The organism is Proteus sp. ZN5 (genome assembly GCF_011046025.1).
Lineage (GTDB): Bacteria > Pseudomonadota > Gammaproteobacteria > Enterobacterales > Enterobacteriaceae > Proteus.
The window spans coordinates 432,269-458,973 of the sequence record NZ_CP047639.1 but is presented as its reverse complement, the minus strand read 5'-3'; the positions used below and the strand labels follow the sequence as shown (position 1 = coordinate 458,973).

General features: G+C 37.8%; 23 protein-coding genes. 13 read left to right on the top strand and 10 right to left on the bottom strand.

Translation table 11 applies throughout. The annotated features are described in order from the left end of the window. The first annotated feature begins 146 nt into the window (after window positions 1-146). From GTK47_RS02260 to GTK47_RS02220, 9 genes are all read left to right on the top strand, one after another. The gene (locus tag GTK47_RS02260) at window positions 147-1,115 is read left to right on the top strand and encodes a nitrilase family protein (RefSeq protein WP_165121996.1); all 969 of its coding nucleotides are present in this window, start codon (window positions 147-149) and stop codon (window positions 1,113-1,115) included. 173 nt (window positions 1,116-1,288) lie between these two features. After that, on the top strand, window positions 1,289-2,176 hold the full coding sequence (locus GTK47_RS02255) for a LysR family transcriptional regulator (protein ID WP_165121995.1): 888 nt from the start codon (window positions 1,289-1,291) through the stop codon (window positions 2,174-2,176). Between the two features lie 433 nt (window positions 2,177-2,609). Next, complete coding sequence (locus GTK47_RS02250) at window positions 2,610-3,383, top strand: Slam-dependent surface lipoprotein (protein ID WP_165121994.1); 774 nt, start codon at window positions 2,610-2,612, stop codon at window positions 3,381-3,383. 211 nt (window positions 3,384-3,594) lie between these two features. After that, window positions 3,595-4,956 carry a surface lipoprotein assembly modifier gene (locus GTK47_RS02245; protein WP_165121993.1) on the top strand — a complete coding sequence of 454 codons (1,362 nt, stop codon included), beginning with the start codon at window positions 3,595-3,597 and terminating at the stop codon, window positions 4,954-4,956. Window positions 4,957-4,997: 41 nt separating this feature from the next. Next, a complete protein-coding gene (locus tag GTK47_RS02240; protein ID WP_165121992.1) occupies window positions 4,998-8,036 on the top strand; it encodes a TonB-dependent receptor in 3,039 nt (1,012 codons plus the stop codon). 27 nt (window positions 8,037-8,063) lie between these two features. Continuing rightward, window positions 8,064-8,864 carry an energy transducer TonB gene (locus tag GTK47_RS02235; RefSeq protein WP_165121991.1) on the top strand — a complete coding sequence of 267 codons (801 nt, stop codon included), beginning with the start codon at window positions 8,064-8,066 and terminating at the stop codon, window positions 8,862-8,864. A 202-nt stretch (window positions 8,865-9,066) separates the two neighbouring features. Continuing rightward, entirely contained in the window at window positions 9,067-9,600 is a 534-nt protein-coding gene (locus tag GTK47_RS02230; RefSeq protein WP_347147086.1) for an iron chelate uptake ABC transporter family permease subunit, read from the top strand. Between the two features lie 147 nt (window positions 9,601-9,747). Beyond that, window positions 9,748-10,665 carry a TonB-dependent receptor plug domain-containing protein gene (locus GTK47_RS02225; RefSeq protein WP_165121989.1) on the top strand — a complete coding sequence of 306 codons (918 nt, stop codon included), beginning with the start codon at window positions 9,748-9,750 and terminating at the stop codon, window positions 10,663-10,665. Beyond that, entirely contained in the window at window positions 10,641-11,279 is a 639-nt protein-coding gene (locus tag GTK47_RS02220) for an ABC transporter ATP-binding protein (protein WP_241256059.1), read from the top strand. Before GTK47_RS02225 ends, GTK47_RS02220 begins: the two co-directional genes overlap by 25 nt. Before the next feature lie 100 nt (window positions 11,280-11,379). Here GTK47_RS02220 and GTK47_RS02215 read toward each other — a convergent pair whose 3' ends face one another. The 9 genes from GTK47_RS02215 to rpmH all read right to left on the bottom strand — a co-directional run bounded on the left by GTK47_RS02215 (window position 11,380) and on the right by rpmH (window position 18,604). Next, on the bottom strand, window positions 11,380-11,841 hold the full coding sequence (locus GTK47_RS02215; protein WP_165121988.1) for a DUF1097 domain-containing protein: 462 nt from the start codon (window positions 11,839-11,841) through the stop codon (window positions 11,380-11,382). Window positions 11,842-12,624: 783 nt separating this feature from the next. After that, window positions 12,625-12,804, bottom strand: a complete 180-nt coding sequence (locus tag GTK47_RS02210; RefSeq protein WP_088494147.1) for a hypothetical protein — start codon at window positions 12,802-12,804, stop codon at window positions 12,625-12,627. Window positions 12,805-13,001: 197 nt separating this feature from the next. Beyond that, the gene (locus GTK47_RS02205; protein WP_165121987.1) at window positions 13,002-14,315 is read right to left on the bottom strand and encodes a type II toxin-antitoxin system HipA family toxin; all 1,314 of its coding nucleotides are present in this window, start codon (window positions 14,313-14,315) and stop codon (window positions 13,002-13,004) included. Then, window positions 14,316-14,573, bottom strand: coding sequence for a helix-turn-helix domain-containing protein (locus GTK47_RS02200; RefSeq protein ID WP_072070485.1), 258 nt, complete (start codon window positions 14,571-14,573; stop codon window positions 14,316-14,318). A gap of 148 nt (window positions 14,574-14,721) precedes the next feature. Then, window positions 14,722-16,086, bottom strand: coding sequence for a tRNA uridine-5-carboxymethylaminomethyl(34) synthesis GTPase MnmE (gene mnmE / locus GTK47_RS02195; protein ID WP_023583363.1), 1,365 nt, complete (start codon window positions 16,084-16,086; stop codon window positions 14,722-14,724). 130 nt (window positions 16,087-16,216) lie between these two features. Beyond that, a complete protein-coding gene (gene yidC / locus GTK47_RS02190; protein ID WP_165121986.1) occupies window positions 16,217-17,857 on the bottom strand; it encodes a membrane protein insertase YidC in 1,641 nt (546 codons plus the stop codon). A 2-nt stretch (window positions 17,858-17,859) separates the two neighbouring features. Then, entirely contained in the window at window positions 17,860-18,120 is a 261-nt protein-coding gene (gene yidD / locus GTK47_RS02185) for a membrane protein insertion efficiency factor YidD (protein ID WP_072064717.1), read from the bottom strand. Further along, entirely contained in the window at window positions 18,084-18,443 is a 360-nt protein-coding gene (rnpA, locus tag GTK47_RS02180; protein ID WP_165121985.1) for a ribonuclease P protein component, read from the bottom strand. The genes yidD and rnpA overlap by 37 nt, the downstream gene beginning before the upstream one ends. A gap of 17 nt (window positions 18,444-18,460) precedes the next feature. After that, entirely contained in the window at window positions 18,461-18,604 is a 144-nt protein-coding gene (gene rpmH / locus GTK47_RS02175) for a 50S ribosomal protein L34 (protein WP_036933424.1), read from the bottom strand. Between the two features lie 741 nt (window positions 18,605-19,345). On the opposite strand from rpmH, the gene dnaA reads away from it, so the two are divergent. Genes dnaA through gyrB form a run of 4 tightly spaced genes read left to right on the top strand, consistent with a single transcriptional unit; the run spans window position 19,346 to window position 25,389 of the window. Beyond that, on the top strand, window positions 19,346-20,746 hold the full coding sequence (gene dnaA / locus GTK47_RS02170) for a chromosomal replication initiator protein DnaA (RefSeq protein WP_098941507.1): 1,401 nt from the start codon (window positions 19,346-19,348) through the stop codon (window positions 20,744-20,746). A 4-nt stretch (window positions 20,747-20,750) separates the two neighbouring features. Then, the gene (gene dnaN, locus GTK47_RS02165) at window positions 20,751-21,854 is read left to right on the top strand and encodes a DNA polymerase III subunit beta (protein ID WP_165121984.1); all 1,104 of its coding nucleotides are present in this window, start codon (window positions 20,751-20,753) and stop codon (window positions 21,852-21,854) included. Window positions 21,855-21,865: 11 nt separating this feature from the next. Next, a complete protein-coding gene (gene recF / locus GTK47_RS02160; RefSeq protein ID WP_165121983.1) occupies window positions 21,866-22,954 on the top strand; it encodes a DNA replication/repair protein RecF in 1,089 nt (362 codons plus the stop codon). Between the two features lie 20 nt (window positions 22,955-22,974). Then, window positions 22,975-25,389 (top strand): DNA topoisomerase (ATP-hydrolyzing) subunit B, encoded by a 2,415-nt coding sequence (gyrB, locus tag GTK47_RS02155; protein WP_165121982.1) that lies wholly within the window; start codon window positions 22,975-22,977, stop codon window positions 25,387-25,389. A 74-nt stretch (window positions 25,390-25,463) separates the two neighbouring features. Here the strand turns inward: gyrB and pepT are convergent, their stop codons facing one another. Next, entirely contained in the window at window positions 25,464-26,702 is a 1,239-nt protein-coding gene (pepT, locus tag GTK47_RS02150; RefSeq protein ID WP_194952562.1) for a peptidase T, read from the bottom strand. Between the last annotated feature and the right edge of the window lie 3 nt (window positions 26,703-26,705).

Here is a 26,705-nt window from a genome sequence, read left to right as displayed (position 1 = left end):
AACAGAGGTGTAGAACCCTGTTATTTCTTGCTGTCATCCTGTTTCATTCCAAATGGTTATCAAAAATAGAGAATAAGTGATTATCTTTTAAGCAATAAATACGTTTTTATATTGAGAGAAATACAGGGCTTAACAGGTAAAAACGTATGAACACATCTAAAACATTACGCGTTGCTACTGTGCAGTTTCAGCATAAAGCAAGCGACAAAGTTTATAATTTAGCGAAAATTCATCAATTTATAGATAGTGCAGCCAGTCAGCAGGTGAATGTATTAGTGCTTCCTGAAATGTGTATTACTGGATATTGGCACGTTCCTCAATTGCCAGAACATGCGGTCTATGCATTAAGTGAACGTGTTTCTGATAGTGAGTCTTTAGCGTTAATCAAACAAAAAGCGATAGCGCATCAAATGGCGATAGGTGTCGGACTTATTGAGCAAGCAGAAGACAATACACTCTATAATACGTGGGTTGTTTGTATGCCAGATGGCACTTTGCATAAGCATCGAAAATTACATGCCTTTGAACATCCGATCATCAAAAGTGGTGAGCAATATACCGTATTTGAAACCCCTTGGGGCGTTAAAATGGGAGTATTAATTTGTTGGGATAATAACTTGGTAGAAAATGCACGCGCTAATGCATTATTAGGTGCTGATATTTTACTCGCCCCTCATCAAACAGGTGGGACAAATTCACGTAGTCCACATAGTATGAAGCCAATCCCTATGACACTTTGGGAAAATCGACATCAAGATCCCCAATCATTACAAGAGGCATTTCAAGGTGAGTATGGGAGAGGCTGGTTAATGCGTTGGCTACCTGCAAGGGCGCATGATAACGGTATGTTTGTACTATTTAGTAATGGTGTAGGTCGTGATGAGGAAGAAATTCGTACAGGGAATGCAATGATCATTGACCCTTATGGACGAGTAATAAAAGAGAGTAAAGCGATTGATGATGATATGGTGATTGCGGATCTTGACCTCTCATTATTAGAAAATTCAACAGGAAGACGTTGGCTAACAGGGCGAAAACCTGAGCTTTATTCGATATTAACGACAAAATTAGGAAATGAACAAGATCCTATTTCAGTTCGATTTGGTAAAGCGTAATTCAATAAAAAACAGCTTTCATTTTGTGAGCTGTTTTTGTGTTGGCTAAAGAATAATCTCAAATTAATCTATTTTCTTTGCTTATCAATGTATTGATATTAGTTATTAATTTTATTTATTTATTCTATGTTAGAATAATAAAAGGAAAAATAAGATAGGATTAATAATTAATCATGGATACTCGTTTATTGAATGCTTTTGTTGTTTTAGCTGAAACAGAACATTTTGGTGAAGCTTCATCAAGGCTTTGTATTAGCCAGCCCGCACTCACTAAACAGATAAAAACATTAGAATCTCAGTTAGGTGTCACTCTTTTTGAGCGTGGGCGACACGGCGCAAAATTAACTCTAGAAGGGCAGTACTTACTCAACCAGTCTCAGACAGTTTTAAGAGAAACTCGTGTCCTAGAAAAACAAGCCCGTCAATTAAGTGAACCCCAAAAAGTGGAGCTCTATGCAGGATTTGGTTTGTCCTCATTAAATTTTATTACCCCATTATTGGCAAAATTTAATCATGTTCATCCTGATATTACCGTTCATATTGATGATATGCCTTCTAACACAATGGAAGATAAATTACTTTTAGGTGAGCTTGATCTGGCGTTTTCACGTTTACCGGTTACAGAGCCACTAAAAAGTATTTCGTTAGTGCAAGAGCGATTGATGTTAGCCATTCCCACGCAAACTATTATGGTGCTAGAGGCTGATGGTGATCCACTACACTACTTTAATACGCTTGGGCTTATTCAGTTGTCTCCTGAAAAAGGAAAAAAACTGTATCAACAAATCCATGATTTTCTGAAACATCATCAAATCAAATCTCGTGTATTACAACAATCGCAAGATATTCAAACGCAGCTAGCATTAGTTGCCGCAGGATTAGGAATGGCATTGGTACCTAAAAGTGCAGAACTTATTTGTGATAAACAAAAAGTCACTTTATTGCCACTGTCTGGTTTGTATACACAATGGGAAATAGGTGTTATTTGGAATAATAATATTCAGAATAAAGATCGTGATATATTTATAAAAATAATTTCTGAGGAAATAAATAAAATATAATGAATGAGATAGGCTTTTTTATTTTATTAATGATTATATTTCTAATATATAACTTATAAGAAAGCTAAAACACCTAATAAATATTAATTAGTCTCAAAACAAATAAAGATAAATAATTGCGAGACTGTTCACAAAAATAAACATGAAATATTTATTGGTTTTTTATGTGTTTAAATAAAAAATCAAAGTAAATCATTTAATTAATTTAATTCTCATAACATAAATAGGGTTAATTAAAATCTCTCTAATTAAAATGTGTTATTTACAATAAGAGAGATTTATTTAATATTACCTACGAACAACACAGCAAACTTTATATTCGTAAGTGAAGCTGGAAAGATAGATAAAATATTAATGTTTCTGTAAGTGGCTACTTGTTATTTCTATTTATAATAAGTAGCCACACCCTCCAATGAATAATAAGGAAGTTATTATGAAAAAACGTAATAAATTAACCTGTGCATTATTTATATTAATGGGCTCTCATGCAGTACATGCTGAAATTCATTCTAATCAAAGTGGTCCTTTAACGACAATGGAAGTGGGGGCTAGTGATGCTATACAGCGTGGTCATAGTCAAATACCAGGTGGAGAGCCAGGTGTTGGTATTAGCACAGTAGGAGGTGGAAAAAAAATTGGTTTTGCTTCGTTAACTTCGCCAAGAATGAGCGGTGGAGCGGATAGTAATGGAATTTACACTATCCAGCCTAATGAAAGTACGCCTGCTAGTCATAGTAATATGGGGGTTTTCCACTTCGCCAAAATCACGGATGCCAATGTCTATTTTGGTGACTGGGCAAAAACAACATCAGTGACAGATGCAACACACCAAACCTATTATGTTGGTAAAGATGTTACAACCACATTACCAACGGATAGCGCCACTTATACGGTAACGGGTATTGGTCAATACAGTGGCAGTAACCTACTGACTGGTACGTTTGATGTTAATTTTTCACAAAAGGAAATTACAGGTTCGCTGACTAATAGCCAACGCACAGTTGATTTGGCAGGAGGAAATCTTTATACCGCAAATAACCAAGTGACGTTTTCTGCGAGTGCAAATGAAGGGTCAACATCAGGGATTGTTGAAGGGGCTTTCTTTGGTGAAAGTGCAGAGGCGTTAGCGGGTATTGTGGTGTTTAGTTCAGATCATAAAAAAGATATTAGTTTTGGTGGTACGAAAAATAGCAGTGAAAGTGAATAAATGACAGCAAGCATGGATGCTTCTTGATTTTTTCAAAAATAATATTATAGATTTATTTGGTAAAACAATCGGTTAATTCTTTAAAAGTGGTATTAGTGGTCATTACGCTAAATGTTAGCAACAGATAATCTGGTATAGGGTTATCTGTTTTTTTTTATCTAAATTAAGCCGATTTAAAGAAATTATTCTTTTGTTTTTATAAGGATATATCATGAATTATTATCAACTCTTAACCAAAGGGTTACTGGCTTTATTGCTTATTTTATTTTCATTTAATGGGAGTGCAAAAGAGAGCCGCGACAAACTATTTTATTATCTTGAAACAACGAGTACAGCTAAAGTAGGTCAGCAACTTTATCACTATTTGCAACAACAACAGTGGCAAAAAGCAGAAAGATTACTGCTTTATTATCAACAACAACCTCAACATGAAGTATTACTTGTTAATTACGCAAAGGCGTTATTGGCACAAAACAGAGGTGATTTTTTAAACGCTGAATTTTATTATCAGCAACAACTTAAGCAAAAAGCCGATTTTATCCCAGCCCAAACTGGGCTAATTCAACTTTATTTTCATTTACGAGAATATAAAAAAGCACAGCAACAACTTAATCAACTGAGCAATATTGTTAATTTATCTAAAGATATTATCCAGTCCATTGAGTTTTATAAGGTTAAGTTAGCCTCTTATTTTCAAGGCCAACGTTTCTATCAACTTGGCTTTTTTTATGACGATAATATTAATCATGCACCTTACTTATCTGAAAAAATTGTCTCTCAATCCACTCAAGGAAAAACGACGCTAAGAGGTGCAAAACCTATTGCATCTACAGGAATTACTCATTATTTTTCTTTTTATCAACCTTTTATTATTTATTCTCACCATACTTTTTCTTCTTATACTTATGCTCGATATATAGATTATCACTCTCATCGTAACGCCAATTTTTTTGCATTATATACACAACTGGGTTATCGCTATCAAAAACCTCAATATCAGTGGTCAATAACACCTTATTACGAAATAAAATCATCACGGGAACAATATGAATATCAAGCATGGGGGAATGAAACACAGCTTTCTTATTTTATTAATAAAAAGCAAACTATTAATTTAAGCTTGGATTATAAAATAAAGAAATATCAAAAATCGTTAAATAATTTAAATGATAAGAGAGTAAGTTATAGTGCTTACCATAACTATTATTTTAATAATGGAATACACTTAGTTAATCAATTAAATTATCAGTTAGATCGTAAAAAAAACACTTTATTAAATTATCAGCTGTATGGTATAAAAACTGGCATTTATTATCCATTGTCAGCTAATTGGCATATCTCTCTTTTTTTACAGTATCAATTTAAATACTTTAATAACTATAATCCTTTATTAAACAAGAGAAGAAAAGATAATAGTATTTTTTTTACAACCAATATTAAAAGTAAATCGCCTTTTATTTTAGGGTTTTATCCCACAATAGAACTACGTTATACCCGAAGATTAAGCAATGTGGATTGGTTATATCAATATCAGCAACATGAAGTGTTATTTAAATTAGAAAAACAATTTTAATTAAATAAGTGACTTCCTTTATTAATTGAATAGGTAAAACAATGCATGTAATGCTTTTTAAAAAGCGAAAAATTGTTTCAATCTTCGTTTCTCTATCGCTATATTCTCCTTGCTTTTATCTGCAAGCCAAAGAAGATAAAACCGATCTTGGTCATATTCAAATTTCTGATAATAAAGAAAAAGATAAACAGGGTTATTCACACGTTTATGAGAAAGATGTTTCTAATGTTTATTTAGGAAAAGAGCTATTAGAGCGTTATCAAGGCGTTTCTCCCGCTGATTTACTAAAAAGCGCCATTGGTGTTTATAGTGGCGAAGTGCGTAATGGGGGAGCGCTTGATCCTAATATTCGAGGTATTCAAGGGCAAGGTCGGATACCTGTTACTGTCGATGGGACCGAGCAGGCAATTACCGTTTATCGGGGGTATAGTGGTGCATCTAATCGTAACTATATTGATTCTAATCTGATTAGCAGTATCTATATTGAAAAAGGTCCCTCATTAACACCTGATATGAAAACCGGTATTGGTGGGGGTATTGCAGTAAAAACCTTAGATATTAGAGATATTGTACCTATTGGTGATTCTTTTGGTATCAATTTTAAAGGGGATATAAGTAATAACTCTACACGGTATAAAGAAGTTTATACAAATATGATTGAAGATTATCGCTATTATCCAACGTTTTATCAGCAAAATGCTTACATTATTGATCCTGCTTTAGAAATAACGCCTCGAAAAAGTAAAGTACAAAATTTTCAAGATTATTCATTTCGTCTTGGGGTAGGATTTGAAGAAGAAAAATTTAACTTATTATTTGCTTATGCTCTACGAGAGAAAGGAAATTACTTTGCAGGAAAAAGGAATGTCAAAAAATATAGTGAGAATAATAAAGACTTATTAGAATCCGTTCATGTAAAGGATGGCGAAAAAAATTTCGAGCCTTATTTACCCTTTATTGCTCATATTTATCGACCTGATAATGAAGTCCCTAATACCTCTAATCGTAGTCGCTCTCTTTTAGTTAAAGGAACATTATTTCCTGAATCAACACATCGTTTTTCAATTAACTATCGATACACAGATTTACTGTTTGGCGATATTATGCCATCACGTTTAAGTTGGGTTCGTTATGATAAAAATCTAGTCAATCAGTGGCCTTTGGGAAATATTACACAACAGGCAGGAATATTAACCTATCAATATAAACCAGAAGATAAAAAAACAGATCTACTATTAAGGCTATGGGGTAATTTAACTACGGGTCATACTAATACACGAGGAGGAAAGCCAAGAGAGCCAAAACAAGTGGATCTATTTTCTAATAGAAATACACAATGGGATCTCAGTTATGAGACTGGATTTATTGATACATCTTCTCTTTATCAAGAGAACAATCGCTATGGTGTGGATTTATCTTCTATATTTAAATTATCACCTCAATTTTCTATTTCATTTTCCAGTAATTATCAGTTTGAAAAATTAGACAGTGATGAAATTAAAATTCCTGAAAATTTTAATTTTGTTACCTCAGGGCGAGCAGGGCAGCGTCATGAAATTAATTTAGCCCTTTCCACAGATTGGAAGCTACTTTCTTGGTTAGCCATTACTGCGGGTGGGAAATACCATTATTATCATTTAACAGATACTTTTTTAAATAATAAGCGACGGAATAACGTAAAAGGTTATGAGAAATCCCCATCAATAAGAGGCTTTATTCTTCCTTATCGACGAACTTTAACTGCTGAGGAATATTTATTATATAGAGCCTACCACAGTATTGATGTAGAAGGTTTACCAGAAGAACTAAAGAATTATCGACGTTATCCAGAAATAGACAAAAAAATACGTGAGTTTGTGCAATCTAAGTTTATTTATCCTGAATATGAAAACTTACCATTAGAAATAAAAGAAAAGATAAAAGTGAATAGAGTTCAAATTGATATGATGCAGGATGATTTTCTTCGCGATAAACAAGGATATCTCAACATAAAATCTTCTCAAAAACGTCTTATGATCACTGAATATACAGTCTTACTTTATGACGAAAATGGAGAGTTACCTAAAAGTAAAAACATCTTCTTAAGTGGCTATATTGATATTAATGAGAAAGTACCTGATCCAATTACAGGTGAACTAGTTAATAAATATGAAATGGGCGTTTCTAATTCAATACCTATTTATCTTGATGATAAAGATAAATTTGCACCAGAGCCCAGCTATCATCATGGTGCATTTTCACCCTTAGTGTCTGCGACGATATATGCCAACGATATATTGCGTTTTTATGGACGTTATACCGAGCAACTAAGGTTACCTAGTTTATTTGAAGACACCAGTGGTTTTTCTGGGTCAAAAGCGCGTTATTACGGTTTTAAATTAAAACCCGAACGTGCAAAAAGCACTGAGTTAGGTGTTGTGTTTGATTTGACTGATTGGCTTAATGTGGATCGCCATGCCGATATTAAAATTAATTATTTTCGTACCAATATTGAAAATGTGTTTGATAGAGATGCGAATTGGCAAATTAGGCAATTTGAAAAGCAAATATTAGAGGGGTTAGAGGTTCAAGCTCGCTTTGATAATGGCTTTATTTTTATGGATACGGCTTTAGTTTATAGTCATAAAAATAAAGTATGTGATAAAAATGCTTTTAGTAACTACGATCCATTTGGTTTCTTGGGTATTAAAGAGTGTATGACGGGCGGTTATCCTGGTGGTTTTTTACGTACCTCTCTTCAACCTAAATATTCGGTTAATTTACATTTAGGTACTCGTTGGTTAGATAATAAATTAGAAATTGGTAGTCGCTGGCTTTATTCATCAGAAGTGGAAAATAAAGATGAAAAATGGCTAAAAGAAAAATTACCACGAGAAATGTATGGCAGAAATAACAACCCAATGCGTTGGGCAAAAGTCTTTACCGTTGATGCTTACATTAACTATCAATATAGCTCTAATTTATCTTTTGAAATAACGGGCAGTAATTTATTAAACGAATACTACATTGATCCTTTAACGCGATCAGGTATGCCTGCGCCGGGAAGAACATTCCGATTAGGTGTGACTGCACAATTTTAATTAAAAGAGAGTAAGGAGCTTTTATTTATGTTGGCACTTTCTGTCAGGCATCCGTTTAATATTTATTATTGGCTGATTGGCATATCGTTAGTTTATATCGCTATATTAAGTTGGGTGTTGCGTTCACTTTCTATGACAGAAAGTGCACACCATATTCATCAGCGACAAGAAAATACATTATCCGTTTACCAAGTGGTATTTTCACCGCCTCAACAATCTACAGTGGTACCCGAGCCTATTGAAGAAATTGGATCTCAGGATACGGCTATTATTTTACCGAGCGCTCAACAAGGCGAATTTGTTGAAGTACAAAAAAAGCCTCCTGCAAAAATAAAAGAAAAGCCCATACCTCTAAAACCAAAACCAATTACACCTGTAAAAAAACAGGTGGTGCAAGAAAAAGTAGAGCCGATAAAACAGCGTGATTTAGAAAGCCAAGTAGCGCAAACGACTTCAGAAGCATCGGCAGAAAGCTTAACGCAACATACGGCAAGCTCGTTAGCAGGAAGAAGTCATGCATTAAGCGAGAAAGGAATAGGGCAAGGCGAATCTGATAATCACTATATTAGTTCACTGCGTCGAGAAATAGAGCGCCATAAACGTTATCCATCACAAGCACGTCGCATGCAACATGAAGGTCAGGTGGTGGTGAGCTTTTCACTAACCTCTGAAGGTGCGATTTCAAGGGTTGAGATAGAAAGTACCTCGGGTATTTCCTCTCTTGATAATGCGGCTATTGCTGCGGTTAAACGCGTAAAGCCCATAGGCCCTAAACCCGAAAACCTATTGAACCCTTTAATTGTTTCATTAGATTTTCAATTAAATTAATAAAATAACGGAAACACCTGAGTACAACTTGGACTTGGGTGTTTTTTTATAAAACTGTTTTTTGTGCGCTCATTCTCATTTTTCCGATCACAAACCCACAAATCTCCATTGTTAATGATATTGATTATGATTAACATTATCAATATCATTTATTATTTAAAGTAAAGATTATTTACTTGGAAAGTGGTCATGTTTAAATCCGTTGTCTCTATTGCCTGTCTTTTTATTTTTTCTTTTATTGTTGGTAAAGGGCAATATTGATAATGCCATCATGGCTAATCTTTGGCTTGCAGGTTCGCTAAATGCCCGCACTTGGCAACATGTTTATCCTACCTTTATTGGTTTACTGATCCTTGTTCCTCTTATTATTTTTTATGCTAAGTCATTAACGTTAATGGAAATGGGTGATGATATTGCACAGCAATTGGGTGTCCATGTGAGTAGAGTCAGATGGGTGATGATTTTTAGTGCCGTATTACTTGCCTCATTAGCGACAGCCAGCGCAGGGCCAATTGCCTTTGTTGCACTCGCTGCACCTCAATTAGTGATCAGATTAAGCCATTCAGGAAAGTTACCCATTGTGGGCTCTGCATTAATGGGCGCACTCCTTTTACTTTCTGCTGATGTGTTGTCACAAAGCCTACCTATCAATATCACGATGCCTGTTGGTTTAATGACAGGTGTTATTGGTGGACTTTATTTGTTGTGGTTACTGACAAGAAAACAGAGAACTTAAAATAATAATAAAGGAAATAAATATTTACTAACTTAAGGATGAGTCATGGGATGGTCGCCAGAAAGACTAATTAAACATTTGGGATGTAATGAGGGTATTTTATAAATCGTCTAATGGCATGCCCTATGGCATGAAAGGTATAGACTTATGTCTACTATTCTTACTCTACGCGCTAAAAAAGCCACAATAACAACACTTGTGCGAACGGCTTTATTAGGAACTTTATGTATTGCTGTTCCTAATGTAAATGCACAAGAAATAGAAAAAACATCAACGTCACAAGACAACAAAAAACACGATGAAAAAGTGGATGTATTAATTGTGACGGGTGAAAAACTGAATAAATCTATCTATGACACAGGCTCGAGTGTCACGGTTTATGATGCGAAAAAAATAGAAGCGACACCAAATGCAGATGTGAACACATTACTGCAAATGACTCCCAACATTGTTGATAACGGAAACAGCAATGCTTTACCTGCTATTCGAGGTGTTGATGGTTCAGGACCTGCACAAGGTGCGATTGCCTTTTTAGGCGGTACTCGTCCTAGAGTTAATTTTTCCGTTGATGGTCGTTCATTTACCTACAACGAATTTGGTTATGGTGCTCAATCGTTGTGGGATGTGAATACCGTTGAAATTTTTCGTGATCCGCAAAGCTATGTTCAAGGCCGTAATGCGATTGCTGGTGCGATTTTAGTGAAAACTCAAGATCCCACATTCTATTGGGAAAATGCGGTAAAACTGGGGGCGGGTCAACAAGATCTTCGTGAATATGCCGTGATGACTTCAGGGCCACTGATTGAAGATAAACTAGCATTTCGTTTTACCGCAGAAAGACAAGAGCGTGAAAGCTTTGTTCACATGGATAAATACTCACCAACGGGTGATCCACGCGATATCCATTCCAATACATTTCGTGGAAAACTGCTTTATGACTCTTTAGATAATCCTGATTTCAAAGCCAAGTTAACAGTCAGCCATCTTGATAGTCGATCACCGTTATTATTGGTCCTAATGGTTGTGGTAAATCAACGCTATTGCGTAGTTTGTGTTGTTTATTAAAACCGTTATCAGGTTATGTTTCATTAGACGACCAACCTTTAACAGCATTACCAACCAAAAAACTTGCCCGTCAAATCGCGTTATTGCTACAAACGATGCAAGCGCCTTCTGGGATCACCGTGGCTAATTTAGTAGCAAGAGGACGATTTCCTCATCAAAGTTTTATGCATCAATGGAGCCGAGAAGATAAGTTAGCCGTAGAAACTGCAATGAAAGAGACTGGGATTGTGGAGTTTGCAGATAAAACAGTAGATTCGTTATCTGGCGGTCAACGGCAACGTGTTTGGGTGGCGATGATATTAGCGCAACGAACAGAGATTTTACTGCTAGATGAGCCAACAACATATTTAGATATTGCTTATCAAATTGAATTACTCAATATATTTCGGAAACTTAATCAGCAACAAGGGCGTACCGTCGTTGCTGTTTTACATGACTTAAACCAAGCGTGTCGTTATGCCGATAATTTGGTGGTGATGGTAAAGGGAAAAATCATTGCACAAGGAGAGCCAAAATCTATTATCAATCAAGCGTTAATCAAACAGGTTTTTGATTTGGAATGCCAAATTATTTCTGAGCCTGTTGTTGGGACACCGATGATTGTGCCTTGCTAACTATATTGTTGACTATATAGCTAACTATATAGCTAAGAAAGAAAAAAGCGGCTTTAGTATAACTAAAGACCGCTTTTAGATTTGAGTTAGCATAAACAAATTACGCTATTTTTGGCCATTTATTGGCAACCCAAAGTCCACTCATTTTCATTGAATAACCAAATAGAACGCCAACGATTAATGAAGGGATGGTTTGAGAGAGATCCCCTTGGGCGGCAAATATAGTACATGCTCCAATAAAGGTACCGGGAATATAAGCGAGTAGGGCACTTTTAGCCTGAATACACATCACAAAGGCAATAACACCTGTGACAGCATAGCCAAAAATGGAAATATCACTAAAGACTTGGCTACCATAAATAATCGCCAATGCCCAAATTACGCCACTCATAATGGTAGCCATAGTGACAGCTAATCCTTTAATACCTTCTTTAGGATAAGCAAAATAGGCGGTACAACCCAAAAAGCCAGCCCAGCTTAATAAATCAAATTGATTAGCAACAAATGCCCAAATGGCAGAAAGAATGCCTGTTGTCAGCGCAGTAAAATAAAGCGTTCTCACGATAGACTCTTAAATATAAGGGGGATATTTACCCAGTTAACTAAAAACGAAGTTTAGCACTGTCATTGACTGGTTTTCTATATTTAGATCATTAAAAAGCACATTTAATAATGGTATTAATACGTGTTAGATATATTGATCTTTATTCAAGATAGGAAAAGTAAAAAGTAAACGATTGCGTAATCAGTTTTATTTATTAAGTGTAAAAATAAATATTTTAACTAAGTATTATTTATTGATATTTAATTTGTTATTATTCTTCAATAATATGAATATAAAGAGTGCGAAGAGAATAAGGACAATTGTTCTCGGTTTCAATTAGTGTAAAACCATGTCTTTCATAAAGTTGAATTAGATTTTTATTATTTTCGCATTCTAATATAATGATCCTACCACCAATAAGGGCTTTTGCTTCTGATAAGACAGCATAAATCTCATTCAAGATTAACTTTAAAGAAATAGGGTTATTTATTATAGATATGTTTTTCCCAATTTGACCAATAAGAAAAGCTTTAATTCTTTCGGCTTTTTTAGAAATTCCATCGAGTTGTTGTATTTTTATTTTACTTATTTTTGCATTATCAAGAATAAGTTCTTTAAAGGATAAAGAGAAGTAAGCAAGAATTTCACCATCATCATTTAATATTAAATAGGTTCGTGCATTATTAGTTTGCTCAAATCTTATTGCTTTAGTAGAAGAAGTTAAAAATTTCTCAACGTCACAATTTAAATTATTAGAAAAACTACTTAAGAGCTTAATTGTTGTTTCTTTACCAAACTCTTTTAGTAGTTTTCCAAGTTGGACAATCGTTGTTTTAATAACGCAATTCCTTGTCTATTTTCTGTTTCGTAATTCCGTTTTACTATTTTTATATGTCGAGGATAACTTAAAGCATTCTGTATAAGTTCAATAGACTGTTTGTCCTTAACAATAAAATTTTTGCTAAAAGAAGTCGTGGCCATAGATATCTCCTATGATTTTCTTTCCGGAAAATATAGCAATGTTGATTAGTATAGACAAGGATTAATTGTTTGAAAAATGAACTACAAGGAGGAGTAAAACTATCACTTAATTATTAAAAAACGACTATAGCGTGTAAATCGAATTTTACCTGCTATAACCGTTAAATTAAGATTTACACGCTATAGAAGGTAAATGGCTATATGTTGGCTAATCTTGCAGAGCGTGTTTTCATTCCATTCAATATTTTATTGCTAATTTCAGAAGGAAAATCATCAGGTAGTTGTTGTTTTACGCGTTTGATGGCATCGTCCATTTCTTTATAAAAATAACGAAGAATATCTGTCATCAATGAAGGATCGAAACTAGCTGCTTCAGCTGTTTGGTAAAAATGGCGAGGAAAAATTTGCTCTATGGCATATTTTTTGCCTCGGCTTGCCTGTAATCCCATAGCGAGTTTTGCATCTCGTGAATTAAGTCCTTGCCCTCCAAAATTGGGATAGATAGACATGATGTCATAAAGAGGTGTGAGGTGAAAACGTCCTTCTTGATTGATAAAAACAGAGAAATTCTTTGCATGCCCATCTGTTGCAGCCAAAAGCCAAAATAGTACTTGTGCCTTCATAAAATGAAAACGGTCTTGATCAGCATTTGATGAACCAAGCAAATAATTCATTATACTAATAATGCCAGGTCCTCCTTCATTTTCATATTTTAGAGCTGAAGGTATATTTAGAATTTGGCAAAAATCTTCTTGGGGTAAGCGTATTATCCACGATTTATCTGATGAGTATTTTCTATCAAAGCGTTCTACAGCAAGCGCTTTAATATTTTCTGTTTTAACAATAAAGCAGTGAGGAACAGGAAGATCAAATTCTTTGGCAATTAAGGTACAAAGATATTCATTTTCTACACTATCGGATAAATCCATTGTATAGGAATGCCCTTCAATAACACCAATGGGTAGCTTAATAATGTGTGTAGTCGGCGTATTATTATGTGGTACGCACCAATGATCATCTTTTAAAAGTAATGCTGTTTTTTCTTGCGCACCAGCAATAGAAATTCTGAAATCAGTATATTCTTCAAGCATACCGAGTGGTGTATTAGATTGATATCCTAATAGTATTTTTTCAAGTTCAGCGTTATCAAGTTTGTTATATTCTATTTTTTTTATATTAGCTGGTGTACTACCACTAGGAAGTAACCGTAATGCACCAACCGTATCCGCACCCACGGCAGTTAATAGATCAAATGGTTGATTTGAGTTCGCATTATAGCGACTCACAATACGATTTCTAATTTCAGTATTATCAGGTAAAAGATTATCAAAGAAATTATAGACACAATCTCCTTGATATTCTTGAAGTTGTAGTGGCATAGAAAGAGATATAGGGCGACTTCCCGGTTGATTAACCCAATCTTCAGCATATTGGAATGAATGCGCACCTGAGCTTTTTTTAGTAAAAATGCCCACATAATATTCATTCATATACACATCAAGGCTCGCCATTTACCACTCCTCTTTCCATTCACTTTTGTGTGCTAAATTATTTTTAGCATCTTTAGGGTGAATTTCCATCTCTAAATTTAGTGCGGAGAGTAGTTTGAAAAAGGTTTCTAGCTTGGTGGAATTAGGATTAAGTTCAAAATTGGACACGGTATCTTGTCGAATTCCCACTTTTTGGGCGACTTTACCTTGAGAAAGTTTTTTTGTTAATCGTACATCTTTTAGATGGACGCTGAGCTGATAGGCGTTAATTATAATCATCATCTTCTACCGATTATAGGCGTTAATATCTAATATACCGGTTATAGCGTGTAGATCAAGATTTAGTGGTTATAGCGTGTAAAACAGATTTTACCTGCTACAGCCGTTAAATTAAAGTTTACACGGTGTAACAGGTAAAATGTAGAGGTTACTTCCCAATACAGAAGCTTGAGAAAATACGGCCTAATAAGTCATCTGAAGTAAATTCACCGGTGATTTCACTTAATGCTTGCTGAGCCAGTCTTAACTCTTCTGCCAACAATTCACCGGATTTTGCATAAACCAGTTGTTCATGGCCTTGCTGTAAATGTTCCGCAGCGGTATTTAATGCCTGTAAGTGGCGGCGTCGAGCCAAGAAACCACCTTCTGTATTGCTATTAAAGCCCATGGCTTCTTTTAGGTGATCGCGCAGTAACTCGATACCCATTCCATCACGAGCAGATAGGCGGATCATCGGGTAGTTGCCTTGTGCCGTGATCTCGACATTTTCCCCTGTTAAATCCGACTTGTTACGAATAACAGTAACAGGCAAGGTATTTGGTAAACGTGCCATAAATTCAGGCCAGATATCTTCAGGTGTTGTGGCATCGGTTGTGGTGCTATCAACCATAAACAGTACTCTGTCTGCTTGCTCAATCTCTTTCCAAGCACGTTCAATACCAATGCGTTCAACTTCATCACTGGCTTCACGTAAGCCTGCGGTATCGATAATATGCAAAGGCATACCATCAATATGAATATGCTCACGCAATACATCACGAGTCGTACCCGCAATATCCGTGACAATAGCCGCTTCTCGACCAGCTAATGCATTTAATAAGCTTGATTTACCTGCATTAGGGCGACCAGCGATAACCACTTTCATCCCTTCGCGTAACAGGCTACCTTGGCGAGCTTGAGCACGAACGTCATCTAATTCAGCAATAACTGCGTTAAGTTTTCCTTCGATGATACCGTCAGAAAGAAAATCAATCTCTTCATCAGGGAAATCAATGGCTGCTTCAACATAAATACGTAGGTGAGTTAATGACTCCACCATTTCGTTAATATGGGAGGAAAATGCACCTTGCAATGAATTAATTGCTGAACGCGCAGCTTGTTCTGAGCTGGCATCAATTAAATCGGCAATCGCTTCTGCTTGTGCTAAATCGAGTTTGTCATTTAAAAACGCACGTTCAGAAAACTCACCAGGATTAGCAATACGCACACCGGGAATTTGTAAAATACGTTTTAGTAATAAATCCAGAATTACGGGGCCGCCATGGCCTTGTAGCTCTAGAACATCTTCACCCGTAAATGAGTTAGGATTAGGGAAGAAAAGGGCGATACCCTGATCAAGTACTGAGTTGTCATCATTGCGAAATGGCAGATAATCGGCATAACGAGGTTTAGGCAGTTTGCCTAAAACGGTTTGTGCTACAAGGGCAGCTTTAGGGCCAGAAACGCGTAGGATACCAACACCGCCTCTTCCCGGAGGTGTGGCCTGAGCGACGATAGTATCAGTGCTATGCATGGTGTACTCGCTTAATCAGAATAATCATATCAATATAAAAAACAGAAGGCGGTCATTGTAGACCGCCTTCGCTATTTTATGTCACTTTCCTTTGAATGTAACCAAGGAAGAGGTTTTTCCTCATGTGACCTTATTTTTTGTCTCTACTGTGTAATCCACGTTTTTCCAGACCACGGTAAATTAACTGCTGCTGGATAATAGTCACTAAGTTACTGACGATATAGTACAGAACCAGACCTGATGGGAACCACAGGAAGAATACGGTAAACACAACCGGCATAAAGGTCATGATTTTTTGTTGCATCGGATCAGTTACTGCTGTTGGAGACAGTTTCTGAATGATGAACATTGTCACACCCATTAATAATGGCAGGATGTAGTACGGATCTTGCGCAGACAAGTCTTGGATCCATAACATAAATGGAGCATGGCGTAATTCAACAGAGCCCATCAGCATGTAATACAACGCAAGGAAGATTGGCATCTGGATAATTAATGGTAAACAACCACCCAGAGGATTCACTTTCTCTTGTTTGTATAACGCCATCATTTCTTGGCTCATACGCTGTTTGTCATCACCAATACGTTCACGCAATGCAGCCAGTTTTGGTTGCAGTAAACGCATTTTCGCCATAGAGGTGTACTGTGCTTTAGTCAGCGGATACATGATACCACGAACAATAAAGGTGATCATGATGATGGAGAAGCCCCAGTTACCGATAAAGCTGTGAAGGAACTTCAACAGTTTAAACAGTGGCTGAGAGATAAACCATAACCAACCATAGTCTACAGACAGATCTAAATGAGGCGCAATGGCTGACATTTCTGACTGAATTTCAGGGCCAACCCATAATGTTGAGCTAATATCAGCACTACTATTTGGTGCAATTGTCACCGGTGCTGATTTATAACCAATCAGAGCAATAGATTTGTTTTCTAAAGTGATAGAGTAGAAGTTATTGTTCTGACTATCTTTAGAAGGAACCCATGCTGTTGCAAAGTACTGTTGTAACATTGCAACCCAACCATTATTAGTGGTTAGAGATAAGTTTTTATCTTCGATATCACCAAAACTATATTTTTTATAGTTGGTTTCATCTGATGAGTATGCCGCACCACGATAAGTGTGTAGCGCAAAGTTGCTGCTACCTGTATCACGGCTTTCTGGCAATTTAACAGATTGTTTTAACTGGCCATAGAAGTTCATGGTCAGTGTTCTATCTGTTGTATTCTCAATTTTGTAATCAATACCGATATCGTACTGACCTTTCTTCAGAATGAAGGTTTTGACGAATTTCACGCCTTCTTCATTTACAAAAGTCATAGGTACACGTAATTCATCTTGGTTTTCACCAAGTACGAATTCGTTTTTATCAGCACTATAAACTGGGCGAGATTTCTGATCTGGACCATCTGGGCCGATTAAGCCACTTTGAGCCTGATACAGGAATTGTGGTGTAGTTTCCAGTAAACGGAAAGGTGTCTGTGAATTAAGCTCGGCGGGATAGGCTAACAAATCAGCCTCATCGATAGTACCGCCCTGAGTATTGATACGAATATCAAGTACGTCAGTTTTTACGGTAATCAATTTTGCCTGCTCATTGCTGTTACCAGTTACAGCAAGACTATCACTGCTTGGCACGTCCGCTTGTTGCGAGACCTGAGTAGTAGTGGTGGTGTTTTGTGAAACTTTATCACCCTCCCACTGCTGCCAGATCAGGAAAGAAACGAACAGCAAAGCGATGAATAGAAGATTGCGTTGCGAATCCATCGTTAATTTTCTCTGTTATCGTCGTTTTTTCTAGGTGGGACAGGATCATCACCACCTTCGTGTAAAGGGTGGCATTTTAATATGCGTTTCACTGTTAACCAACTACCTTTTATCATTCCAAACCTGCGCAATGCCTCAATTCCGTAATTAGAGCACGTAGGATTAAAACGACAACGAGGCCCCAACAGAGGACTAATCCCCAGTTGATAGCCCCTAATCAGCAAGATCAGGACTTTTGAGCCAAGCGACAATGACGACGCCATAATTTACCCAACACTTCCGTCAATTGATGGTTATCAAGTTCAGCAACCCCTTTTCTTACTAATAACACAAAATCCATCGGCGGTAATTCATGCTGATGTAAACGAAAGTATTCACGGGCTAATCGTTTAATACGATTGCGCTCATGAGCACGTTTGACGTTTTTCTTTGCGATTGTTAGACCGATGCGGGGATGCCCCAGCTCATTCTGGCGACCCAAAATAGTAACTTCTGGAGAACCCGCACGTTGTGGTTGCTGGAAAACAAAATTGAAATGCTTGGGAGTTAACAAACGTAACTCCCTTGGAAAAGCGAGCTTAACCACGGAATGGTTAGCTTTTATTATTTCGAAGAAACGGTCAGACGAGAGCGGCCTTTCGCACGACGGCGAGCCAGAACCTGACGACCATTTTTAGTGGCCATACGAGCGCGGAAGCCGTGGTTACGGTTGCGCTTCAGTACAGACGGTTGAAAAGTGCGTTTCATGGCGATTTCTACCTACTTAATATAATTACTGATTCAGCAAATGCGTTGACAGACAGGCGTGCAATAAATAAACAAACCGGTACTTCAATCGCAGCATCAATGATGGAAAGATGCGGGATTGTAATAAAATCACTCAAATGCGTCAATGAAGATGACGCTTTAAGTACCGATTTTTGTCGTCTTTTTTAGCAAACCCGATAATCAATCCTGACTTATGCGCAACGAGTACGCTTATTAAGGGCCTAAAAAAGGTCTTAATAAGTGACTTTGTTGGTACAAGCACGCAGGGTGCAAGATTATACGGACTCATGGTGAAAGAGCAAGGATCTTTGGTGGATCAAATGAGAGATATTTGATCACTTACTATAAGAAAGGGAGATTTATGCAAAGAGAAAGTTATCCCCAATTGCTATTTATAGGACGACTCAAGTACACTAGAACGCCTTTGCATATTTCATTTGGTGAATTATCGTAAATCAGCAAGCCTGTGGATAAAAACCATAAAAACTGTGCAAAAGAAAGAGGATCTTCGTTTCATTTTGCGATATGATCCCCCGTCACGATCAGAATAGCCAGTCTGCGATCGTGAGTCACGATGTAAAAAAAATCGTTGTCACCAAGAGTTGTTCCTTATTAAGAATTGAAGAGGAACGGTGTTGTGCACTTTGTATTTAGGCACACAGTGTTTAACTGCATTTTTCCTGTTTATTTTTTAGTCTTGTTTTTTTAGGGGAGTCCGCCGTGTCACTTTCGCTTTGGCAGCATTGTCTTGCCCGATTGCAGGATGAGTTACCTGCCACTGAATTTAGTATGTGGATACGTCCCTTGCAGGCAGAACTAAGCGATGATACGCTGGCGCTGTATGCACCTAATCGTTTTGTTTTAGATTGGGTGAGAGAGAAATACATTAATAATATCAATGCATTATTAGTGGATTTTTGTGGCTCTGAAGTCCCTTCTTTGCGTTTTGAAGTTGGTAATAAACCCGCATCAACACGTACTACGGAAAGTATTCCTAAAGCAGTTGTACATCCAACGGTGAATACGGCTCCAACGCATAGTCAGCCTATCCGCCCAAGTTGGGATAATCAACCTGCTTCTCAACTGCCTGAACTTAATTATCGTTCTAACGTTAACCCTAAACATAAATTTGATAACTTCGTCGAAGGTAAATCAAACCAGTTAGCAAGAGCTGCGGCAAGACAAGTTGCTGATAACCCTGGTGGTGCTTATAACCCACTCTTTTTATATGGTGGAACAGGGCTTGGTAAAACGCACTTATTGCACGCGGTGGGTAACAGCATTATGGAACGTAAAGCGAATGCAAAAGTCGTTTATATGCATTCTGAACGTTTTGTACAAGATATGGTAAAAGCGTTACAAAATAATGCGATAGAAGACTTTAAACGCTATTACCGTTCTGTGGATGCACTATTAATTGATGATATTCAATTTTTTGCCAATAAAGAGCGTTCACAAGAAGAATTTTTTCATACCTTTAACGCATTGTTAGAGGGAAATCAACAAATTATCTTAACATCAGACCGTTATCCTAAAGAGATAAATGGTGTTGAAGATAGATTAAAATCACGCTTTGGTTGGGGATTAACGGTTGCCATTGAGCCGCCTGAGCTTGAAACCCGAGTGGCGATTTTGATGAAAAAAGCGGATGAAAACCAAATTCAGTTACCTGACGAAGTGGCCTTTTTTATTGCCAAAAGACTTCGTTCTAACGTCCGTGAGCTTGAAGGTGCATTAAACCGAGTGATTGCTAACGCAAACTTTACAGGTCGTGCGATTACTATCGACTTTGTACGTGAAGCATTGCGTGATCTGCTCGCCTTGCAGGAAAAATTAGTCACTATTGATAATATTCAAAAAACGGTTGCTGAATATTATAAAATTAAAGTTGCTGATTTACTGTCAAAGCGGAGATCTCGATCGGTTGCCCGACCGAGACAAATGGCGATGGCGCTGGCTAAAGAATTAACCAACCACAGCTTGCCTGAAATCGGGGATGCCTTTGGGGGTCGTGATCATACAACTGTGCTTCATGCGTGCCGAAAAATAGAGCAATTGCGTGAAGAAAGTCATGACATCAAAGAAGATTTTTCTAACTTAATCAGAACATTATCATCCTAGCGCTATGAAATTTATCATTGAACGTGAACAGCTTCTTAAGCCGCTACAACAAGTAAGTGGCCCTTTAGGTGGTCGTCCAACATTACCTATTTTAGGTAACTTATTGCTTAAGGTAACTGAGAATACCTTATCGCTAACGGGGACTGACCTTGAAATGGAGATGGTGGCAAGAGTTAATCTTAGCCAATCTCATGAAATTGGCGCCACAACTGTTCCTGCGCGTAAGTTTTTTGATATTTGGCGTGGGCTACCAGAAGGTGCGGAAATCAGTGTTGAGCTTGATGGTGATCGCCTCTTAGTGCGTTCAGGTCGTAGCCGTTTCTCTTTATCAACATTACCTGCATCTGATTTTCCTAATTTAGATGACTGGCAAAGTGAAGTGGAATTTACTTTGCCTCAAGCAACATTAAAACGTCTAATTGAGTCCACTCAGTTTTCAATGGCGCATCAAGATGTGCGTTATTACCTCAACGGTATGTTGTTTGAAACTGAAAATACAGAGTTACGCACAGTTGCAACAGATGGACACCGTTTAGCGGTATGTTCAATGGATATTGGACAATCTTTACCAGGACATTCTGTTATTGTTCCTCGTAAAGGTGTCATTGAATTGATGCGTTTACTGGATGGCGGTGGTGAAAGCTCACTGCAACTGCAAATCGGTAGTAACAATATACGTGCCCATGTAGGTGATTTTATTTTCACCTCAAAGCTGGTTGATGGTCGTTTCCCTGATTATCGTCGAGTATTACCGAAAAACCCAAACAAAACAGTAACAGCGGGTTGTGATATTCTTAAACAGGCCTTTTCTCGTGCTGCAATTTTATCCAATGAAAAATTCCGTGGTGTGCGTATAAACCTCACCAATGGTCAATTGAAAATTACAGCAAATAACCCTGAGCAAGAAGAAGCGGAAGAGATTGTTGATGTTCAATATCAAGGCGAAGAAATGGAAATTGGCTTTAATGTCAGTTACCTCCTTGATGTACTTAATACATTGAAATGTGAAGAAGTTAAGCTGCTGCTAACAGATGCTGTTTCAAGTGTTCAAGTGGAGAATGTGGCAAGTTCTGCGGCTGCTTATGTTGTTATGCCAATGCGTTTATAATAGCCGCTAACATGATTTTATCCCGTTTATTGATCCGTCATTTTAGAAATATTGAACAGGCGGATCTGCCATTAGCGGATGGCTTTAATTTCCTTGTTGGGCCTAACGGAAGTGGCAAAACAAGTATACTTGAAGCGATTTACACTTTAGGTCATGGGCGCGCATTTCGTAGCTCTCAAGCTAATCGCGTGATCCAGCATGATGAAAATGAATTTATTCTTCATGGCCGCTTGAGTGGGCTAAATGAAGAGAGCCGTGGCTATGCGATTGGATTAAGTAAAGATCGTGAAGGCAATAGTACAGTTCGTATTGATGGCAGCGATGGTCATAAAATTGCAGAGTTAGCAAAATTGTTACCCATGCAATTAATAACACCAGAAGGTTTTACTCTACTGAATGGTGGGCCTAAATATCGTCGCGCTTTTATTGATTGGGGTTGTTTTCATAATGAACCTCGATTTTTTGTTGCATGGTCAGATTTAAAACGTGTATTAAAGCAACGTAATGCAGCACTGAGGCAAGCAACGTCTTATCGACAACTGATACCTTGGGATAAAGAACTTATCTCATTAACAGAACAGATAAGTGAATGGCGAGCTCAATATACCGAAGATATCGCTAAAGATATTGAAGAAACGTGTCGTCTGTTTTTGCCTGAGTTTTCGTTGAAAGTCAGCTTTCAACGGGGATGGGATAAAGAAACAGATTATGGTGAGTTGCTAGCACGTCAATTTGAACGTGATAAAATGCTAGCGTATACCTCACTTGGTGCTCATAAAGCGGATTTACGCATTAGAGCAAACGGCACACCAGTAGAAGATATGTTGTCACGAGGCCAGCTCAAGTTATTGATGTGTGCTTTGAGGCTGGCACAAGGTGAATATTTCACTCGTAAGAATGGGCAAAGATGCCTGTATCTGCTCGATGATTTTGCTTCCGAATTAGATGCAAGTCGGCGTCAGTTGTTAGCCGAGCGTCTAAAATCTACGCAAGCTCAGGTGTTTGTTAGTGCTATAACACAAGGGCAAGTGAAAGATATGCTAGATGTAAATAGCAGGCTATTTAGCGTAGAACGTGGCAAAATAGAGGTTAAACCATAGGAATAAAGCGAGAAACGTTGATGTCGAATACATATGACTCCTCAAGTATCAAAGTATTAAAAGGGCTGGATGCGGTGCGTAAGCGCCCGGGGATGTATATCGGGGATACAGATGATGGAACCGGTCTGCATCACATGGTCTTCGAGGTGGTCGACAACGCAATCGACGAAGCCCTCGCGGGTTTCTGTGATGAGATTATTGTCACTATCCATTCAGATAACTCCGTCTCTGTTCGAGATGATGGTCGTGGAATTCCAACCGGCATTCACCAAGAAGAAGGTGTTTCAGCAGCAGAAGTTATTATGACGGTTCTGCATGCTGGGGGTAAATTCGATGATAACTCCTATAAAGTCTCTGGTGGACTTCATGGTGTAGGGGTTTCTGTTGTTAATGCGTTGTCTGAAAAACTCGAACTGACTATTCATCGCGATGGAAAAATCCATCAGCAAATTTATCGTCATGGTGTACCTGATGATCGCTTAAAAGTGATTGGTGATACTGAAAAATCAGGAACATTTGTTCGCTTCTGGCCAAGTCTTGAAACTTTTAAAGGTGAGACTGAATTCCAGTATGACATTTTAGCAAAACGTCTTCGTGAGTTGTCATTCTTAAACTCTGGCGTTTCTATCCGTTTAATTGATAAACGTGATAACCGTGAAGATCATTTCCACTATGAAGGCGGTATTAAGGCATTTGTTGAATACTTAAGCCGTAACAAAACGCCGATTCACCAAAATGTATTCTATTTCTCCACTGAAAAAGATGGCATCGGTGTTGAAGTGGGGATGCTGTGGAATGATGGTTTCCAAGAGAATGTTTATTGTTTTACCAACAACATTCCACAACGTGATGGTGGTACACACTTAGTTGGTTTCCGTACTGCAATGACGCGTACGTTAAACAACTATATGGATAAAGAAGGTTTTAATAAGAAGTCAAAAATCAGTGCTACGGGTGATGATGCTCGTGAAGGCTTGATTGCGGTTGTTTCTGTTAAAGTACCCGATCCTAAATTCTCATCACAAACAAAAGATAAACTGGTTTCTTCAGAAGTGAAAACAGCGGTAGAAACGCTGATGAATGAGAAGCTGGTGGAATATCTGTTAGAAAATCCAAACGACGCGAAAATTGTTGTTGGTAAAATCATTGATGCCGCTCGTGCTCGTGAAGCAGCGCGTAAAGCACGTGAGATGACACGTCGTAAAGGCGCATTAGATTTAGGTGGTTTACCGGGTAAATTAGCGGACTGTTCTGAACGTGATCCTGCTTTCTCTGAACTGTACTTAGTGGAAGGGGACTCTGCGGGTGGCTCTGCAAAACAAGGGCGTAACCGTAAAACGCAGGCTATTCTTCCGTTAAAAGGTAAAATCTTAAACGTTGAGAAAGCGCGCTTTGATAAAATGTTGGCTTCTCAAGAAGTTGCAACGTTAATCACAGCATTAGGTTGTGGTATCGGTCGTGATGAATATAACCCAGATAAACTACGTTATCACAGCATTATCATCATGACGGATGCGGACGTCGATGGTTCTCACATTCGTACTCTGTTACTGACATTCTTCTATCGTCAAATGCCAGAAATTATCGAACGTGGTCATATCTTTATTGCTCAGCCACCACTTTACAAAGTGAAGAAAGGTAAACAAGAGCAATACATCAAAGATGACGACGCAATGGACGAATATCTGATGTCGATCGCGCTTGATGGAGCCGCACTTTATGTGAGTGAACACGCACCAGCAATGCACGGTGAGCAACTTGAAAAACTGGTTGTTGATTATCATACAGCGCACAAGATTATTCGTCGTATGGAGCGTATCTATCCACTTAGTATGTTAAACAGCTTGGTATATCACTCAACGCTAACAGAAGATGCGTTATCTGATAAAGCTAAAGTTGAAGAGTGGATGAGTGGCTTGGTTAACCGTCTAAATGAAGCGGAAGACCAAGGTAGTACTTATAGCTACACTATCGCTCAAAATGATGAAAACCGTCTGTTTGAACCTGTGTTACGTATTCGTACTTATGGTGTGGATACAGACTACAAACTGGATTATGACTTTATCCACAGTAGCGAATATCAACGTATTACTCATTTAGGTGACATTATCGGTAACCTAATTGAAGAGGGTGCGTTTATTGAGCGTGGAGAGCGTCGTCAGGCGATTTCAAGCTTTGAAGAAGCACTTGAGTGGTTAACAAAAGAATCACGTCGTGGCCTTGCTGTACAGCGTTATAAAGGTCTTGGTGAAATGAACCCAGAGCAATTATGGGAAACCACCATGAATCCAGATACACGCCGTATGATGCAAGTTACAGTGAAAGATGCGATTGCAACCGATGAATTATTTACCACCTTAATGGGTGATGCGGTTGAACCTCGTCGTGCCTTTATCGAAGAGAATGCGCTGAAAGCTGCAAATATCGATATCTAGTTTTAGATTAAGTTAGATAAAAAAGCGGAGCCATGAAAATGGTTCCGCTTTTTTGTTGGCTAAAACAATAACGCTTATCCGCGTTGTCCGACCAAACGACATAGCATTTCTGTTACTAAATAGCTCTTTTCAAATGAGCTAACAGGTAAAAACTCAAAACGAGAGTGGAAATTCAGTGCACCAGTAAAATAGTTTGGTGTTAGTAATCCTCTTGCAGAAAGCGCAGAGCCATCTGTGCCGCCTCGCATTGGGATCACATTAGGTTGAATATCTAATCGTTTTAATGCCTCAAAAATAAGTTCGATAGCTGTACGATCTTCCCCTATCGAATCACTGATATTGCTATACACATCGACAATCTCGTAATCGATTTGCGCACGAGGGTGGCGAGCTTGGATCAAAGCAACAGATTGCTTAATAAACTGTTTACGGGCTTCATAACTTTGTTTATCAAAATCACGAATGGCCATTTTAATCACCGCATTATCAGGGTTGGCGATTAAATCAGTGACATAGAAATAACCTTCGCGATGTTCGGTGTGCTCTGGTGTATCAAAGCGGTCAAAACAGCCAATAAAATCATGAGCAACACGAATTGGGTTTAATAATACGTTTTTCGCTGACATTGGGTGCGCAGTAATACCTTTTACAGACACTTTAATTGATGCTGCATTAAAGGTTTCATACACCACTTCGCCTAATGCACAGCAATCTATGGTGTAAGCAAAATCAACGTTGAAGCGAGATAAATCCATCAGTTTAGAACCGCGTAATCCAATCTCTTCATCAGGTACAAACGCAACATAGATATCGCCACAATCAAAATCAGCATGTTGAAGTTTATCCATTAACTCCATAACCACAGTGATCGCTGCTTTATTATCAGCACCTAATACGCTGGTACCATCACTGAAGATAATCTCTTCACCAATATAAGGTTCTGCTTCAGGGTGTTCTTGAGCTTTAAACCAGACATCTTTTTCTTTATTTAAGCAGAGATCTTTTCCTTCATAACGCAGTGTTTGAGGGTGAATATCAGGCGAAATACCCACATCAACAGTATCAAGGTGAGCAACAAACCCAACTTTAGGGGCATTGGGTTTAGTACCCGGTCTCATTGCATATAAAATGGCATGAGAATCGATATAGATGTCTTTTAGTCCATAAGTTTCTAGCTCTTTAGCCAGTAACTTTGCTAACTCAAGTTGCCCTTGCGTGCTGGGTACCACAGAAGCTGATGCATCACTTTGGCTTTCAATTGCCAGATAACGGAAGAAACGCTGTTCTAACTTTTGACCTAGGGTGTTCATTATAAT

Bases quoted from the DNA above. Each gene is read 5' to 3' on its own strand.
- yidC (WP_165121986.1), bottom strand. From the start codon at position 17,857: ATGGATTCGCAACGCAATCTTCTATTCATCGCTTTGCTGTTCGTTTCT.
- GTK47_RS02235 (WP_165121991.1), top strand. From the start codon at position 8,064: ATGTTGGCACTTTCTGTCAGGCATCCGTTTAATATTTATTATTGGCTG.
- GTK47_RS02260 (WP_165121996.1), top strand. From the start codon at position 147: ATGAACACATCTAAAACATTACGCGTTGCTACTGTGCAGTTTCAGCAT.
- GTK47_RS02200 (WP_072070485.1), bottom strand. From the start codon at position 14,573: ATGATTATAATTAACGCCTATCAGCTCAGCGTCCATCTAAAAGATGTA.
- GTK47_RS02255 (WP_165121995.1), top strand. From the start codon at position 1,289: ATGGATACTCGTTTATTGAATGCTTTTGTTGTTTTAGCTGAAACAGAA.
- yidD (WP_072064717.1), bottom strand. From the start codon at position 18,120: ATGGCGTCGTCATTGTCGCTTGGCTCAAAAGTCCTGATCTTGCTGATT.
- dnaN (WP_165121984.1), top strand. From the start codon at position 20,751: ATGAAATTTATCATTGAACGTGAACAGCTTCTTAAGCCGCTACAACAA.
- mnmE (WP_023583363.1), bottom strand. From the start codon at position 16,086: ATGCATAGCACTGATACTATCGTCGCTCAGGCCACACCTCCGGGAAGA.
- gyrB (WP_165121982.1), top strand. From the start codon at position 22,975: ATGTCGAATACATATGACTCCTCAAGTATCAAAGTATTAAAAGGGCTG.
- GTK47_RS02250 (WP_165121994.1), top strand. From the start codon at position 2,610: ATGAAAAAACGTAATAAATTAACCTGTGCATTATTTATATTAATGGGC.
- recF (WP_165121983.1), top strand. From the start codon at position 21,866: ATGATTTTATCCCGTTTATTGATCCGTCATTTTAGAAATATTGAACAG.
- rpmH (WP_036933424.1), bottom strand. From the start codon at position 18,604: ATGAAACGCACTTTTCAACCGTCTGTACTGAAGCGCAACCGTAACCAC.
- GTK47_RS02210 (WP_088494147.1), bottom strand. From the start codon at position 12,804: ATGGCCACGACTTCTTTTAGCAAAAATTTTATTGTTAAGGACAAACAG.
- GTK47_RS02205 (WP_165121987.1), bottom strand. From the start codon at position 14,315: ATGGCGAGCCTTGATGTGTATATGAATGAATATTATGTGGGCATTTTT.
- GTK47_RS02245 (WP_165121993.1), top strand. From the start codon at position 3,595: ATGAATTATTATCAACTCTTAACCAAAGGGTTACTGGCTTTATTGCTT.
- GTK47_RS02225 (WP_165121989.1), top strand. From the start codon at position 9,748: ATGTCTACTATTCTTACTCTACGCGCTAAAAAAGCCACAATAACAACA.
- GTK47_RS02240 (WP_165121992.1), top strand. From the start codon at position 4,998: ATGCATGTAATGCTTTTTAAAAAGCGAAAAATTGTTTCAATCTTCGTT.